At 58.3% G+C, this 16,016-nt stretch carries 16 protein-coding genes; all 16 read right to left on the minus strand.

Annotation, left to right across the window (positions count from 1 at the left end; genetic code table 11):
* Positions 1-73: 73 nt before the first annotated feature.
* Complete coding sequence (locus F4V54_RS01175) at positions 74-646, minus strand: adenine phosphoribosyltransferase (RefSeq protein WP_257997296.1); 573 nt, start codon at positions 644-646, stop codon at positions 74-76.
* Positions 647-650: 4 nt separating this feature from the next.
* Positions 651-2,390: an ABC transporter substrate-binding protein gene (locus tag F4V54_RS01180; protein ID WP_249041187.1), complete on the minus strand. Its 1,740-nt coding sequence runs from the start codon at positions 2,388-2,390 to the stop codon at positions 651-653.
* Between the two features lie 76 nt (positions 2,391-2,466).
* Positions 2,467-3,618 (minus strand): protein translocase subunit SecF, encoded by a 1,152-nt coding sequence (gene secF / locus F4V54_RS01185; RefSeq protein WP_034665804.1) that lies wholly within the window; start codon positions 3,616-3,618, stop codon positions 2,467-2,469.
* Between the two features lie 65 nt (positions 3,619-3,683).
* Positions 3,684-5,642, minus strand: coding sequence for a protein translocase subunit SecD (gene secD / locus F4V54_RS01190; RefSeq protein ID WP_150385960.1), 1,959 nt, complete (start codon positions 5,640-5,642; stop codon positions 3,684-3,686).
* Between the two features lie 204 nt (positions 5,643-5,846).
* A complete protein-coding gene (gene yajC / locus F4V54_RS01195) occupies positions 5,847-6,140 on the minus strand; it encodes a preprotein translocase subunit YajC (protein WP_034665802.1) in 294 nt (97 codons plus the stop codon).
* A gap of 27 nt (positions 6,141-6,167) precedes the next feature.
* Entirely contained in the window at positions 6,168-7,244 is a 1,077-nt protein-coding gene (gene ruvB, locus F4V54_RS01200) for a Holliday junction branch migration DNA helicase RuvB (RefSeq protein WP_102724131.1), read from the minus strand.
* 51 nt (positions 7,245-7,295) lie between these two features.
* Entirely contained in the window at positions 7,296-7,916 is a 621-nt protein-coding gene (ruvA, locus tag F4V54_RS01205; protein WP_150385961.1) for a Holliday junction branch migration protein RuvA, read from the minus strand.
* An 8-nt stretch (positions 7,917-7,924) separates the two neighbouring features.
* Positions 7,925-8,497: a crossover junction endodeoxyribonuclease RuvC gene (gene ruvC / locus F4V54_RS01210; RefSeq protein WP_052093097.1), complete on the minus strand. Its 573-nt coding sequence runs from the start codon at positions 8,495-8,497 to the stop codon at positions 7,925-7,927.
* A gap of 107 nt (positions 8,498-8,604) precedes the next feature.
* Positions 8,605-9,360: a YebC/PmpR family DNA-binding transcriptional regulator gene (locus F4V54_RS01215; protein ID WP_150385962.1), complete on the minus strand. Its 756-nt coding sequence runs from the start codon at positions 9,358-9,360 to the stop codon at positions 8,605-8,607.
* Positions 9,361-9,437: 77 nt separating this feature from the next.
* Entirely contained in the window at positions 9,438-10,286 is an 849-nt protein-coding gene (locus F4V54_RS01220; RefSeq protein ID WP_150385963.1) for an acyl-CoA thioesterase, read from the minus strand.
* Positions 10,287-10,327: 41 nt separating this feature from the next.
* Positions 10,328-10,633: a LemA family protein gene (locus tag F4V54_RS01225; protein WP_084576775.1), complete on the minus strand. Its 306-nt coding sequence runs from the start codon at positions 10,631-10,633 to the stop codon at positions 10,328-10,330.
* Positions 10,630-11,721 (minus strand): glycosyltransferase family 4 protein, encoded by a 1,092-nt coding sequence (locus tag F4V54_RS01230; protein ID WP_150386003.1) that lies wholly within the window; start codon positions 11,719-11,721, stop codon positions 10,630-10,632. The genes F4V54_RS01225 and F4V54_RS01230 overlap by 4 nt, the downstream gene beginning before the upstream one ends.
* Positions 11,722-11,728: 7 nt before the next feature.
* The gene (locus tag F4V54_RS01235) at positions 11,729-12,580 is read right to left on the minus strand and encodes a phosphatidylinositol mannoside acyltransferase (protein ID WP_150386004.1); all 852 of its coding nucleotides are present in this window, start codon (positions 12,578-12,580) and stop codon (positions 11,729-11,731) included.
* Between the two features lie 26 nt (positions 12,581-12,606).
* Complete coding sequence (pgsA, locus tag F4V54_RS01240) at positions 12,607-13,275, minus strand: phosphatidylinositol phosphate synthase (RefSeq protein ID WP_376998087.1); 669 nt, start codon at positions 13,273-13,275, stop codon at positions 12,607-12,609.
* The gene (locus F4V54_RS01245; RefSeq protein ID WP_150385965.1) at positions 13,268-13,882 is read right to left on the minus strand and encodes an ATP adenylyltransferase; all 615 of its coding nucleotides are present in this window, start codon (positions 13,880-13,882) and stop codon (positions 13,268-13,270) included. Before F4V54_RS01245 ends, pgsA begins: the two co-directional genes overlap by 8 nt.
* Positions 13,839-15,905 carry a threonine--tRNA ligase gene (gene thrS / locus F4V54_RS01250; protein ID WP_150385966.1) on the minus strand — a complete coding sequence of 689 codons (2,067 nt, stop codon included), beginning with the start codon at positions 15,903-15,905 and terminating at the stop codon, positions 13,839-13,841. The genes F4V54_RS01245 and thrS overlap by 44 nt, the downstream gene beginning before the upstream one ends.
* Positions 15,906-16,016 lie beyond the last annotated feature (111 nt).

A 16,016-nucleotide genomic window follows, 5' to 3' on the forward strand; every position in this document is an offset into this window, starting at 1 on the left:
CAACTCCTCAAAGTTCCAGGGGGTGAACACTTCCGATCAGTGTACCCAGGCATCTACCAATCCGAGCAGGGTTCTATTCCCCTTTGTTCAGCACCACCAACGGCACGTCACCGAGGTGTTCGCGCCCACCCAGTCCATCGACCTCAAGCACCACCACGCAGCCGCAGACTGTGCCGCCAGCACGGTGGATAAGGTCATGCGCTGCCATGAGGGTGCCGCCGGTGGCCAAGACATCGTCGACAAGCACTACGCGCTTACCTTTAAGCTGCATGCCCTCTGCTGGGATCTCCAGCGCGGCTTGGCCGTACTCCAGCGAGTATTCCTCGCGGATGACCGGCGGTGGCAGCTTGCCCTTCTTGCGGATAGCCAAAATGCCCACACCCATGTCAAAGGCGACAGCGGAGCCCAACAAAAAGCCACGAGCATCCAGCCCACCAATCATCTCCGCACCGAGCTCCTGGCACGCAGCGGACAATTCCCTGATCACAACATTGAGCGCATCCTTGTCCGCGAGCACCGGGGTGAGGTCCTCAAAGAGCACGCCTTTCTCCGGGAAATCCTGGACATACCGCATTTTTGCGGCTAGTGCCTCCCGCGCAGTGCGGAAGGTTACGTTGTTGGATGAGAGCTGGTCGGAATGAGTCACAGTTCTAAGAGCCGGCTTTCTTGTTGCGTTTGTTGGACCCAGGAACCTGCCAACGGTCCATGTTCCAGCCAATTCCTACGGGGCCAGTGTAAACGACGACATTGTGGATGTTCTTGTCCACGATGAAGGTTCGTGGTTGAGCGGACAAAGGGATGGAGGGCAATTCATCCCACAGGCGGTGTTCCTCGGACCGCAGGGATGGCAGCTCCTCTGAGCGGGACACGGAGGTCTCATATTCCGCCATCGGATCAACTGCGCCGAGGTACGCGTCCACCATTTCCTCGTTGGGATTGTGCTCGTTCGCAGGGTGATCTTCGGTGAACAGGTCACCGCGGGTTTTGCCGTCGCCCGTCGCATCAATCACTGTGATTCCAGCTGGTTCGCAAGATCTACGGATCGCTTCCACCATGGCGGCATAACGCTTGCTGGGCGAGAGGTAACCAATCCGCAGCTCCAAACCTTCAGCTTCTTTCGCGCCTTCAATGTCGACGGCCAAGTGTGGTTGCGCGATATCACCGAGGTTGCGCGTCATCGGGTCATTGTGGTTGAGCACGTGGACCGGAGATACAGGAAGCTCAATGCCCGCAATGCTTGACGACGCATCCGCCACCGCCTGATTATCCACACACTTCGACAACGCCTGGCGTTTCTCTTTAACCGCCCACGGGCCGAAATCAGCAAAGATGAGCGTATCCGTCATCTCCCCGATCACAGTTTGTAGTTCTTGATGCGCCTCCGGCGCGGAAGGATCAAGGGATTCCTTCGCGCTGCCCGTGGAGTCACCACCAGAGGAATCACCAGTGGAGTCACCCGCGACGGCATCATCAGCATTGGCACCTTCACCTGGATCAGGTGCAGCGTCGTACCAGCCCGGATTGTGGTCATCTAGATCCCCCACCATGAGGGCACCCGCCGCTTGGAGTTCCGCGGAGTCCTTCGTAGAAGGCCACACAACTATTTTTTCCAACTCAGGTGCTTCACCGTAGTACTGCTCATTGGCCACCAAAGTCACCTCCCCTTCGGCGCCCACCGAGTCGATCTTGTACGGGCCGAAAGACACTTGCAGTTCCGGATCGAAATCCGACAAACCAAACCCATAGCGCCAAACGGTCGAGGTACGTGCCAATACATCCGGGTCAGCGGCTTCAAGCGCCCGAGTCAGCTGGGCTGTTTCCATCCCAAGCTTCTTCGCCACCGCATGCGCCGGCAACACTGTTCCTGCACCGAACAGTTCACGCCACCGGCCCCCCTTGCCTTCCTTAAACACCACGGTGAATTCCTTGGCACCGGGAGCACAGTCCACACGGTCAACCTGCTGCATTTGTGGAAGGTGTGAGGAGAAAACCTCCGGGTGAGAACCAGCGACGAAAGCGAGCTTGTAATCATCACACGTCACGGGCACACCGTCAGAGAAAACAGCCTTATCGGTCAGGGTGTACACGACCTGCCGCTGTGACCCTGGCAAAACCTGGGTTTGAACGAGGTCGGTGTTTGGGATTCGCTGGCCGGAAGGGCCGGGAATAAAGGCACCAGGAAAAACACGGCCGGACAGGCGTTGCGCCTTCATCGAATCCCCAAGATTCGTCGCCGCATTCGTGGTCACCAACGGAGTTGACAGCTGGTAGCCGAAAGAGTCCAAAGAGCCCGATCCAGATGAGCTATCGTTTGCCGAAGAACAGCCGGCAACAACCAGCGCTGTGGCCATAGTCATGGCCGTTACAGCCCCGAAACGCTTCCTGCTCACGCGGCTAGTGCGCCTGGCTTTTCGTTGTTTCCACACGATCGATCCTTCCCCACACCTAGACTCTTAGCCTGAACGCTTATCCCCGAGTCGGGCGCCAAGTAGTAGTCGCGGAAGATTCTGCACCAGAACCTTCATCGCTTGCCTCAACGTCTGCGGCTCCAGATGGAACGGAGACCGTGCGCTTCGCGGTCTTCGAAACAGAAGCCTCATCCTCGCTAGAAACTCCAGCGCGGAAATCTGCAACTTCCTGGTTGTGCTTCTTGTACGGCTTCTGCATATTGGTCAACGTAACCAGCAAGGAAGTAGCCAGGAACAGCGAGGAGATCACGCCTTCCACAACACCGATGAGCTGAATCATCGCCAGATCCTGCAATGTACCCACGCCTAACAACCACACCGCCACGATCATCAGCGCAATAATCGGCAGCGCGGAAATAACCGAGGTGGAAATGGAACGCATCAGGGTCTCATTGACAGCCAGGTTCGCTTCCTCTGCATACGTAGAACGGCGCGAATCGAGCACACCTTCAGTGTTCTCCTTGACCTTGTCAAAGACGATCACGGTGTCATACAGGGAGAAAGTCAACACCGTCAGCAAACCAATGATCATTGCCGGGGTGACTTCAAGGCCGAAGAGGGCGTAGATGCCCATGATCACCACACCGTCGAAAAGCAATGCGACCATCGCGGCGATAGCCATGTTGCGCTGCAGACGAACAGCAACATACACGGCAGCGGCGATGAGGAAGATGACCATTGACAAAATCATGCGTTCTGTAATGGTGGAACCCCACGACTCAGACACCGTCGAATCACCAATCGCATCCGGCGATGCCTTGCCATCAGCATCCTTGGGCTCGTGGGCCTTGTAAATGGCCTCACGCGCCGTATCGATCTGCTCCTGAGTGAGCCGCTCGGAGTTAATTTCCAGCGTGCGCGAGTCACCCGCACCCACAATCTGGGTCAGCTCAGGAGTAACACCCGTGGCTTCCACAAAGGTGTCCTCAACCTGCTCAACCACAAGGTCCCCGGCGGGCATACTCATCTTCGTGCCGCCCTCAAAATCAATGCCCAGGTTGAAGCCCCGTAGCGCAATCGCGGCGATAGAGATCACCAGCAGCACAACGGAAATGGTGTACCACAGCTTGGAACGCCCAATGAAGTCAATTGCACCCTTGCCCTCATACAGGCGCTCAATACCCGTCGCGCGGTGCTCCTCAGCGTTGATGTTGCCCGCGGCTGTGTTTGCACCAACCGGGTCCGACTGAGTGGAGTTAATGGAGGTACTCACAGTTAGTTCTCCTTCGTCTCGGTTGGGGTTGCGGAAGCTGCATCATCACTCGCAACAGATGCGCCGACAGGTTCATCGGCCTTTGCAGCGTGACGACGGCTCCAGGTACGCCCCACTGCCTCCGGGTTGAGCCGGCCAGCCTCAAACGCCTTAGCCATGCCGTTGACAGCCGGCTTGCTCCAGAATTTCTTGCGGGAAGCCAGGATCATGATCGGCGCGGTGACCAGGAAGGTGACCAACAGGTCGAAGATCGTGGTCAGACCCATGGTGAAGGCGAAGCCCTTGACCTCACCGACGGCGAGGAAGTAAATCACCACAGCACCAATCAAGGTGACAAAGTTACCGGTAATAATCGTGTCCTTCGCGCGCTCCCAACCGTTGAGGGTGGCTGAGCGGAACGTTCTGCCGCGACGCACTTCATCCTTCACGCGCTCATACAGAACGACAAAAGAGTCAGCCGTGGTACCGATACCGATGATCAGACCCGCAACACCAGATAGATCCAGTGTGTAGCCAATCCAGCGGCCGAGCAGCACCAGAGCACCGTAGACCAACAGGCCAGCACACAGCAGTGTGAAGAGCGAGATCAGGCCGTACAGGCGGTAGTAGAAGAACACAAATGCGGCCACGAGCAACAAGCCGACGAGGCCGGCGATGATGCCTGCCTTAAGCGAAGCGATACCCAGGGACGGCGGAACCGTCGTCGCCGTACCACCCGGCTCACCGTTCTCACCAGCAAAGGACAGCGGCAGCGCACCGTAACGCAGGTTGTTGGCCAAGGTTTCTGCCTCTTCCTGCGTGAACTGGCCCGTGATCGACGTTGCAGAGCCCACCGGAGTCGGTGACTGAATCTGCGGTGCGGAAATCACCTGCGAGTCCAGGGTGATAGCAACCTGCTGGCCCACCATCGCAGATGTCAATGCTGCCCACGTGGAGGAACCATTGTGCTCGCCAGCCTGGCTGAAGGCGAAGCTGATCTCCATCTGGCTCGTCTGCGGGTTGAAACCACCGGTAATCGGCCGGTTCGTGTCAATCTCACTACCCGTCAGGCGTGGACCGTTCGGGTCCTCCACACCCTGCAGCAGCGGCACCGGATCAAGCAACATCGGTGAACCCGAGCTGGAATCACAGGCAACGAGTGGCTTCGCCGGGTCATCCGTACCTGAAAGCGGATCAGCTGGTGCTGGTGCATCAGGCGTGGCCGGCTGGCACTTCATCAAAAACGCAGCGGCCTGCAGCGCGGTTGGGTCCTCCGACTGGCGGTCGTTCCGCAGCATTGCTGTAGCTTCTTGGCGGAAACCTGCCGCCTCAAGCGAGTTCTCCGGCTCAGCCTTCGGCTGTGCCGTGATCTCAGGCGCGGTAATCTTCTCCGGCAACGGCGCTGCCTGAGTGTCTTCACCCTCCGCTGCGGCGTCTTTCTGGGCGTCAAGCTGCTTGTTAAAACCATCCGCAAAGGTGGTCACAGCAGTCTTAGCCTCCTCCGGCGAGAGGATGCGGTACTCAACCCAACGGTTAGCCATGTCCCCTAGCACGTTCGGGAAGGCATCCTGATCAACCTGGCCGGCAGACTGGGCCACCGGACGGAACAGCAACTGGGAGGTCTGACCGATGTTGCGCACCTCCGACGTGTCATCACCAGCAACCGTAATCACCAACGTGTTTCCGTCGACAACGACGGAGGCGCCGGAAACACCCATGCCGTTAACACGGTTTTCCAGAATAGTGCGGGCTTGATTCAACTGGTCCGTTGTTGGCTCCTCGCCTTGCGGGACGAGAGTGACACGGGTACCGCCCTGAAGGTCAATGCCCAACTTGGGGGTCGCCTGCCTATCGCCCGTAAAAAAGACCAGGGCATAGGTAGCCACGAGAATGAGCGCAAAAAGCGCTAGTGCCCGTGCTGGCCACGCCTTCTTCGATGCGCCTTCGCGCGAAGTCCGCTTCGATGTTTTTTTCGAAGTCACGTACAAGATCTCCTGATAACCTGCTGCGTCCACATGGCTTCACCGACCGTTGAGTCAACAGTGCCGAAACCAAATGGTGTTTATTCACTTATGCCTAACTCAAAAGCACAAGGTCCAAAAAGTGATGGTACGTCATACACCCGGAAATAATTAAGCCAACCTGCTTTTCACAGCAGGCTGGAATCTATTACCCGAGGGAAGATATTACTGTTCTACTTCTTCATCCACGATCGGTGTGGCGGGTTCTTCAACACGCTTGTACACACCGACGCGCTCCATCGTCACTACAACCCCAGGAGCGATCTCCAAGTCCACGGTTTCCTCATTGCCAGCCACGACCGTGCCGTGGAAGCCAGAAACGCTGATGATTTTGTCGCCCGGCTCGATGGATGACTGCAACTGCTTCGCTTCTTCCACGCGCTTACGATGCGAGCGAGACATGATCAGTGTCGGCAGAGCGAACAGGGCAAAAATAAATAGGAGAAGAAGAATTTCCATAGGCACAATTGTTACATACGGCAGAAGTTACATGAGGTGCAGCTGCCCCGGCGCCTCCGGTGGAGGCGACATACCCACGTGTTGCCACGCCGCAGCCGTGGCAACACGTCCCCGACCTGTGCGCGCCATCAGACCTGCTCGCACCAGGTAGGGTTCACACACTTCTTCCACAGTGGACGGTTCCTCCCCCACCGCGATAGCTAAAGTGCTCACACCGACGGGCCCACCACCGTGTGATTTGATCAGCGTTTCCAGGACGGCACGATCCAGTCGGTCGAGGCCTAGCTCATCGACATCAAAGACCTCCAGTGCCTCACCGGCAGCTTGCACTGTGACACGACCATCACCGTTCACCTCTGCCCAGTCGCGTACACGGCGCAGCAATCGGTTAGCAATACGGGGTGTTCCGCGGGAACGGGAGCCGATCTCCACCGCCGCATCATGATCAATGTCCACACCCAGAATGGATGCTGCGCGGGTGATTACTCGGGTGAGATCATCCACGTCATAGAACTCCATCTGCGCTGTGAAACCAAACCGATCACGCAGTGGGCCAGTGAGCATGCCGGCGCGCGTCGTCGCGCCAACGAGAGTGAACGGCGGGATCTCCAGCGGAATAGACGTCGCTCCTGGGCCTTTGCCCACGATGACGTCAATACGGAAATCCTCCATGGCCATGTACAGCATTTCTTCTGCCGGGCGGGCGATGCGGTGAATCTCATCGATGAAGAGAACATCGCCTTCCATCAAGTTGGATAGCATTGCCGCCAAGTCCCCTGCACGCTCAAGGGCAGGACCCGAGGTCATGCGCAGTGAGGTGCCCAACTCTTGTGCCACGATCATGGCCATGGTGGTCTTGCCCAACCCTGGTGGGCCGGACAACAGAATGTGATCCGGTGTCACACCGCGCTTCTTCGCGCCTTCAAGCACCAGGCCAAGCTGCTGCCGTACCTTTGGCTGCCCAATGAACTCATCAATAGATTTCGGGCGCAGTGACTTTTCATAATCACGTTCTTCTGTCTGCTCATTCGCATCAATCGGCGAATTCACCTTCCGTGCTAATTCTGGCGGCAATTCAAACTCTGTCTTTTCCACATCAGACATCAGTCACTGCACCTCCTCCATTGATAATCATCATCCTTTAGCTAGGTCTAGCTACTTCTTACCCAAACGGTTCAGGGCTGCGCGCAGCAACGCAGACGAATCCGCCTCCGGGTCTTCCTCGATCACGGCACTAACAGCAGTGCGCGCACCCTTTTCCGGGAAACCAAGTCCCACGAGTGCTTCCACCACCTGCTCCGTAGCAAGAGAAGCACTAGCGGTCGCCGTCACCGCATCAGCTTTGGCACCATCTGTCGTCTCCGACGTGGCGTACACGCCCTCCAGCTTGTCCTTGAGTTCAAGGATCAAACGATCCGCCATCTTCTTGCCCACACCGGGAATGGCCTGAATCGCCTTGGAATCACCCGCGGTAATGTGGCCGGCCAGTTCAGCTGGTTCAAAAACAGCAAGCGATGCCATGGCCAGCTTCGGGCCAAGACCCGTGACAGTGGTCAGACGGTGGAACATACTGCGTCCATCATCATCGGTGAAGCCATAAAGAGTCATGCTGTCCTCTTTGACCACCATCGAGGTCAACACACGCGCTGTCTCCCCGCGCACCAACCGACCTAAGGTCGGCGGAGTGGCCATGAAGCGATACCCCACCCCGGAACACTCAATCACCGCATGATCAAGCCCAATGGCGATCACTTCACCGTTCAGAGAATCAATCATGGTTTCACTTAAGCCTTTCCATTCACGGGGTTACGCGGGGTTGATGCCGCTCCTTGCGCAGCAAGAGAAGCTGCGGCAGCGCCACGGGCAAGCAAGGGGGCACGCCAGCAGTGGCATACAGCAATAGCCAAAGCATCAGCCGCGTCTGCTGGTTTGGGTGGTGCAGACAGGCCCAAGATGCGCGTGATCATCGCCGTCATCTGCTTCTTATCCGCACGACCGTTGCCGGAGATAGCCTTTTTCACCTCAGACGGGGTGTACATGTGCACCGGGATATCCCGCTCCGCAGCAGCAAGCACCATCACGCCAACCGCATGGGCAGTCTGCATCACGGTGGACACATTTCCGCGCTCAAAGATGCGTTCCATCGCCACTACGTCCGGCTTATAGTCATCCATCCATTCTGCGACAGCATGAGAAAGACGCAACAAACGATGCGCAAGTTCCGCGTCCGAAGGCGTACGCACAACGCCGACTGCCACCGGGATAACCTGTCTCCCTTTCCCAGCCTGGATCACAGACAGGCCACACCGGGTCAATCCCGGGTCAATGCCCATCACGCGCAGGCCTTCAAGGTTCATGGTTCCCCTTTGCTACCCCGACCTTCGGAGTCACACATTTGTTCTACCACAAGAACAAAAATACCCGGCCTCCCACGCGGAAGACCGGGTATGAAAGCAGTTTCGGGCTACTCGTTAGCCAGCGCCTCAGCCACCTCATCCGACATCGTCATGTTGGTGTACACGTTCTGGACATCGTCGGCGTCCTCCAATGCGTCGATAAGCTTCTCTAGCTTCTTCGCACCATCAAGATCCAGCTCTACCTCAACAGAAGCACGGAAGTCCTGGTCCGTCTCATCAATCTCGATGCCAGCTTCCTTGAGCGCGTCACGCACTGCGTGAAGGTCAGTCGCCTCAGAGACGACCTCAAAGTGCTCACCGAGGTCATTGACTTCCTCGGCGCCGGCCTCAAGCACAGCCATGAGCACATCATCTTCCGTCAGATCACCCTTAACCACCGTGTTCACGCCCTTACGGCTGAACATGTAGCCAACGGAACCGGACTCACCCAGGTTGCCACCGTTCTTGGTCATCGCGGTGCGGACCTCAGTGGCAGCACGGTTACGGTTATCGGTCAGGCACTGAATCAGCATGGCAACACCATTCGGGCCGTAACCCTCATACGTGATGTCTTCCCAGTCGGAACCGCCGGCTTCCTCTCCGGAGCCACGCTTGCGGGCACGCTCGATGTTGTCCTTCGGCACAGAAGCTTTCTGAGCCTTCCGGATCATGTCATCGAGAGTGGGGTTGCCCGCCGGGTCACCACCGCCAGTACGAGCCGCGACCTCGATGTCCTTGATCAGCTTTGCCCACAACTTGGAGCGCTTCGCGTCATTCGCGGCTTTCTTGTGCTTGGTAGTAGCCCATTTTGAGTGGCCTGCCATGCGCCATCTCCCCTTTCCTCTGGCTAAAGTGTCGGCTGCCTAGTATACGCCGACGCCCTCAACCGGTTTTTCTGCCACTACTCAAAGGCGACTTTGCCCTCAGCCAACGTTCGCGTGAGACCTTCCTGCACCACCATGGCAACCAAGTTGCCGTGAGAGTCAAAGATACGTCCCTGAGTCAGTGCGCGGCCACCGTGCGCGGATGGGGATACCTGGTCATAGAGCATCCACTCATCTGCACGGAATGGACGCAGGAACCACATCGCATGGTCAAGGGATGCCATCTGCACCTTGTGGTCACGGTGCGGAACCAGGGCTGAGTGCAACAGGGTGAGATCAGACATGTACGCCAGCGTGCAGATGTGGAAGGTCTGATCATCCGGCAGTTCATTTCGAGATCTGAACCACACAACCTGCTGGCTAGGGGTGTAGGGGTTATGAGCAAAATCATCATCCGGCACCACACGCACATCCCAGTCCTTCGCCCACATGGAGAAGAACTTCAGCGGACCACCCGTTTGCTCAAGCGGGATGACATCCTCAGGCGGCGGCACTTCGCGCATTTTGTCCGAGTGTTCAATCCCCTCATCGGTGGTGATGTGGAAGCTGGCTTCAAGGGAGAAGATTGTTTCCCCATCCTGAATCGCATGGACAAGCCGGGTGGCAAAGCTACGGCCGTCACGCACACGGTCAACCATGAAAATGGTGTCCTGATCAGATTTACCCGGCCGAATGAAGTAACTGTGCAGGGAGTGCACGACCTTGCCCTCATCCACGGTCTTCGTTGCCGCTGACAGACTTTGCGCCGCTACTTGACCACCGTAGGTGCGCTGGAGTCCACTAAACACACCTTTACCACGAAAGATATTGGTGTCTAGCTGCTCAAGGTTCAAAATTTCATCGATCTTGGGTACATCAAAATCCATGGGACATAACCTTAGCGCTCCCCACGCAGCTCTGGGTGACCTTATGTAAAAGGCGCGAACGGATAGAACTCGGGCAGGGGCGCTGTGCCAGCAAGACGCAGAACCCGAATAAGCGGCCGTAGTCTCAGTCGGCGTGTGTCGGCCACCGCGTTGTTATAAAACCGCACGGCTAGATCGTGTCGGCGCTGGTTCGTAGGATCGGTGTCAATAAGCACGTGATCGAGTGCGCGGCGAGCGCGATCCACGCGGATATGCAGGCGATTAAGCCGCTGAGCAGTAATCATTGCCCACAATCCCAGGGCTGCGAGGAAAAGAAGGACAATTGCGATAACAACCGGTGTGCTCATTGGATTTCACCGCCCGTCGCCGTGATGTACACATCCATGACCTCAGCGGATACATGCTGCCAGTCATACAGTTCCGCGCGTTTCATCCCCGCAGCGACGAGCGCAGAACGCGCCCGGCTATCTTGCACGAGATGATCGAGGATCGTGGCTAGGGCGCGGGCGTCACCCACGGGGAAGAGCATCCCAGCTGGCTGATCTGCCTCCGCGTCGCAGACCGCCGCGAAAGCTTCCAGGTCACTGGCCACCACGGCACAGCCCGCCGCCATTGCCTCCACGAGGACAATGCCGAAGGATTCCCCACCCGTGTTCGGTGCAACATAGATGTCCGCGCTGTTCAGAATCGCCGCTTTGTCCTCATCGCTCACGCGCCCGACAAAATCGACACCAGGCGTGTCCGTATGCTCGCCCCCGCCGATCACGGTTACGCGTGGCGAGGTCTCCATCATTTCCAGCGCAGAAAGAAGGGTGGGAAGGCCTTTGCGGGGTTCGTCGATACGCCCCAGAAAAACGATGTGCGCATGCTTTTCGACGTCCCAGTTGCCCCCGCCAACCTTCATCCTCGCCGTATCCACCCCGTTGGGAATAAGCACCGGGTCCCCGCCGAGCTGTTCTACCTGCCAACGACGCGACATTTCACTGACGGAAATCCCTGCCTGAATTCTTTCCAGCAAGGGCCGAAGGAAAGGTCGAGCGAGGTTCAGCGCCAATGACTTCGATGCGGAGGCATGGTAGGTGGCCACCACCGGTTCGCGGGCGAAGATCAGTGTGATGAGCGACAGGCTTGGAGCATTGGGTTCATGGATGTGCACCACATCGAATTGGCCACGCTGCAGAAAATCCCGCACGGCGCCGACAGCGCGCGGGCCGAAGGATAGTCGCGCGGTAGATCCGTTGTAACTCAGCGCTACAGCCGGGCCCGACAAGGTGACATAACTGGGCAAGTCCTGTTCACACGCCAACTCAGTACCCGGGCCAAGAACCTCAACGTGATGGTCCGCGTCAGTGAATACTCGGGCGAGATCCAGGATGTGTGCTTGGACACCACCGGGATAGTCAAAGGAATACGGGCACACCATTCCAATACGCATCGCGGAATCACCGGGCCCGCCGCTGATGCGGCCACACTGGTTGAATCGCATGCCAATCAGCTGGGTGTGCTGCAATGTTGGTGGCAAACAGATCTGCCACGCGCTGCGTGGTTCCCTCGAGGTCGGAGACCTCGAGGGGCGCAGAACAGCTCAAGCCCCACCCCGGCGCGAGGGTGGTTCCGGTGAACCAGGAGTGGGCAACGTGGAGGCTCGCGCCTGTGTCCATGGCCAGCTTCGCCGGACCAGCGGGGAAGGTTGTGGGTTCCCCGAAGAAGGTGACGGGAACACCGTGTGATGTCATGTCGCGCTCCCCCATGAGGCATACGACGCCCCCTTTTTGTACTACTTCTTTGAGCCGCTGGAACGGTGGCGTTTTCTCACCCGTGGTGGCGAGGACTTCAAAGCCGAGGGATTCGCGGTAGTCCACGAAAGCATCAAAAAGCACCTCCGGCTTGAGGCGCTCCGCAACAGTGGCGAATCCGCCATATCTACCCACGAGCCACATGCCTGCCATGTCCCAGTTACCCGAGTGCGGCAGAGTGATCACCATGCCTCTGCCACTGGTAACGGCGGCTTCCACATGTTCGCGGCCAATGAGTGCAGCATCCAACGTGGCCATGAGTTCTGGCTTGCCAGCGATAGATGGCAGCCGGAACGCCTCCAACCAGTAGCGGGCATAGGAGCGCATGGAAGCGCGCACCAGTTCCTGAGTGACATTCTCCGCGCCCACAACGTGAGTGAGGTTCTGCCGGAGCATGTCCGCACCGCGTCCACGATCCGAAGCTATATCAGCTCCCACATTAAACAAGGTCGCCGCCATGGCATAGGGCATATGGCGCACGAGCTTCCACCCCGCCATGTAGCCGGCGGTGACAAGAGATTCCTTCACGCCTGATACCCGTCTACGCCCGCAGGGTCCGTTGCCCCTTTGGGCGGGGCGATGTGTGCGGATGCCTTCGGATCACGGGAAGCCAGAACAAGACGCTGAACCACAGTCACAGCAGACCCCACAGCGAGAACCCACAGCGCCACAACGACCGCGTTGGGCACACCCACGCCCTGCAGGAACAAACCCACAAGAGCAATGATGATCCGCTCGGCTCGCTCAATGAGCCCGCCATTAACGGTGAGTCCACCCGCTTCCGCACGTGCCTTGATGTAACTGATCACCTGAGACAGCACCAGAACAACGAGACACGCGCCCACCGCCGAAGGTCGCGCCTGCTCGGTGTAGATCAACCACACGGCAATTGCCCCGAAGAGCGCACCATCGGTTAGGCGATCACAACTGGCATCCAACGTCGCACCAAAGGCAGTGCCGCCCCCACGCATGCGCGCCATCGTGCCGTCGATGAGATCCATGGCAGCAAAGAGTGCAGTCAGCGCTGTCGCCCAGATCAAATGCCCACTAGGAATAAGAAGGACCAGCACCATAATCGTTGCCACAGTCCCGGCGACCGTCACCATATTCGGTGTCAAGCCAACCCGCAGTAGCGCTTTTGCCACCGGATCTACCACCACCGCAATGGGTTGACGGGCCCGCGCGCTAAACATGAGCATCCCCCTCCACAATCTCAGCCCACGCCTCCGCCAACAAGGCACGAGTGTCCTTCAATAGCTGTGGCAGCACCTTCGTGCCCCCAATCACCGTCATGAAATTAGAATCCCCCGCCCACCGTGGAACCACATGCAGATGCAGATGGTCCCCGACAGAACCGCCGGAAGCCTTACCCAGATTCAACCCGACATTGATAGCCTCCGGCCGGGACACTCGTTTCAAGGTGCGCACAGCGAGTTTGGCAAAAGCCATGAGTTCCGCCGTCTCTTCGTCGTCAAGCAATTCAAGCTCCGCGACCTTACGGTAGGGCACGACCATGAGATGACCAGCATTGTAGGGGTACAAATTGAGCAACGCGTAGACCGTCTTGCCACGGGCAATAATTAGCCCATCCTCGTCGGACAGCTGCGGTGCAACGAGAAACGGATCTTTCTTCTCCCGCTCCCCTGGCGTCGCCGAAATATAGCTCGACCGGTACGGCGCCCACAGACGCACAAGCCGATCGGGCTGGCCCACGCCCTGATCCACGTAGTCCTGCCGGTTCGTACCTTGGGTGGCATTATCCGCGCCGGACTGCAATGGCTTCCTCGCTCGGCTGGTCATTGATCTGCTCCTCCACCCAGGCAGTGATCAGATTGATCGCCTCATCCACAGGCACACCATTAACCTGGGTGCCGTCGAGGAAACGGAAGCTCACCGCATTGGCTTCAACATCCCGCGCACCGGCCAGGAGCATGAACGGAACCTTGCCGGTGGTGTGGGTGCGAATCTTCTTCTGCATGCGGTCATCAGAGTGATCCACTTCCGCGCGCACACCACGCGCCCGCAGCTGGGCAACAATCTCATCCAGGTGGCCAGCAAACTCATCGGCGACAGGAATACCCACGACCTGATGCGGCGCCAACCACGCCGGGAATGCACCGGCATAGTGCTCCATCAGAACACCGAAGAAACGCTCAATGGAGCCAAACAGCGCACGGTGAATCATCACCGGACGCTTCTTCGAACCATCCGGGGCGGTGTACTCCAAGTCGAAGCGCTCCGGCAGGTTGAAATCAAGCTGCACCGTGGACATCTGCCAGGTACGGCCAATCGCATCGCGCGCCTGCACAGAAATCTTCGGCCCGTAAAACGCAGCACCTGCCGGGTCCGGAACCAGCTCCAGGCCGGACTTGGTAGCCACGGACTCGAGGATGTTGGTGGAACGCTCCCAGATCGCATCATCACCGATGTACTTCTCCGGGTCCTTGGTGGAAAGCTCCAGGTAGAAGTCATCCAGGCCATAGTCCTGCAGGAGGGAGATGATGAACTCCAATACGTCGGTAAGCTCCTGCTCAAGCTGCTCCTCGGTGCAGTAAATATGCGCATCATCTTGCGTGAAGCCGCGTGCGCGGGTCAGACCGTGAACCACGCCGGACTTCTCGTAGCGGTACACGGTGCCAAACTCGAACAGGCGCAGTGGCAGCTCACGGTAAGAACGGCCACGGGAATCGAAGATGAGGTTGTGCATCGGGCAGTTCATCGGCTTGGTGTAGTAATCCACCGGCTGCTTCGTGCAGTTGCCTTCCTCATCCCACTCACCGTCGAGCTGCATGGGCGGGAACATGCCATCGGCGTACCAATCCAAGTGACCAGACTGCTGGAACAGCTCACCCTTGGTCACATGCGGGGTGTTCACAAAGGAGTAGCCCGCCTGCAAGTGGCGCTTGCGGGAGTGGTTCTCCATCTCCATGCGCACGATGCCACCGTCCGGGTGGAAGACGGGCAGGCCAGAACCAACCTGGTCCGGGAAAGAAAACAGGTCCATCTCTGCGCCCAAGCGACGGTGGTCACGCTTTTCCGCCTCTGCCAGCATGTGCTGGTACTCGTCCAGCTTCTCCTTGGACTCCCACGCAGTGCCGTAAATGCGCTGCAGGCCAGCATTGGACTGGTCACCGCGCCAGTACGCGGCAGAAGATCGCGTCAAGGCGAAGGCCGGGATGTACTTGGTGGTGGGTACGTGCGGGCCACGGCACAGGTCGTGCCAAACCACTTCATTGGTGCGCGGGTTGACGTTGTCATAGTGCGTTAGATCCCCCGCCCCCACCTCCGTTGCCTCATCCGAGTTAGGGTCCACGGAGCCTTTGTCTTGGATCAACTCAAGCTTGTACGGCTCATCCTTTAGATCCTCAGCCGCATCTTCCGCCGAGCTATACACACCGCGGACGAACTTCTGGCCCTGTTTGATGATCTTCTTCATCCGCCGTTCCAGCGACTTCAAATCCTCCGGGGTGAACGGATCCTTGACGTCGAAGTCGTAGTAGAACCCATCATTGATGGCCGGGCCAATGCCCAGCTTCGCATCCGGGAACTCCTCCTGCACTGCCTGCGCCAACACGTGCGCACAGGAGTGACGGATGACGCTACGCCCCAGCTCAGTGTTCGCGGCAACCGGAGTGAAGCTAGCAGTTTCTTCCGGCACGTGGGAAAGGTCCTTCAAGTTCCCCTCAGCATCCTGGACGCACACGATGGCCTCATCGCCCTTGTTGGGCAATTCCAGTTCCCTCATCGCTGCGCCAACCGGTGTGCCGGCCGGGACCTCAAACGGGTCGTGGATCAGTGCAGTTGGGGCAATCCCGCTGGACATAAGCTATTCAGCGCTCCTTTTGCGCTCACGCGTGGGCGGCATACCTGGCCGCGCCCGCTGGTGTGTTCTCGGCCTTGCTCCGCGCGCGATATGAGCCTGGCGCGGGCACTG

It is taken from the genome of Corynebacterium tuscaniense (genome assembly GCF_008693065.1).
GTDB classification, from domain to species: domain Bacteria; phylum Actinomycetota; class Actinomycetes; order Mycobacteriales; family Mycobacteriaceae; genus Corynebacterium; species Corynebacterium tuscaniense.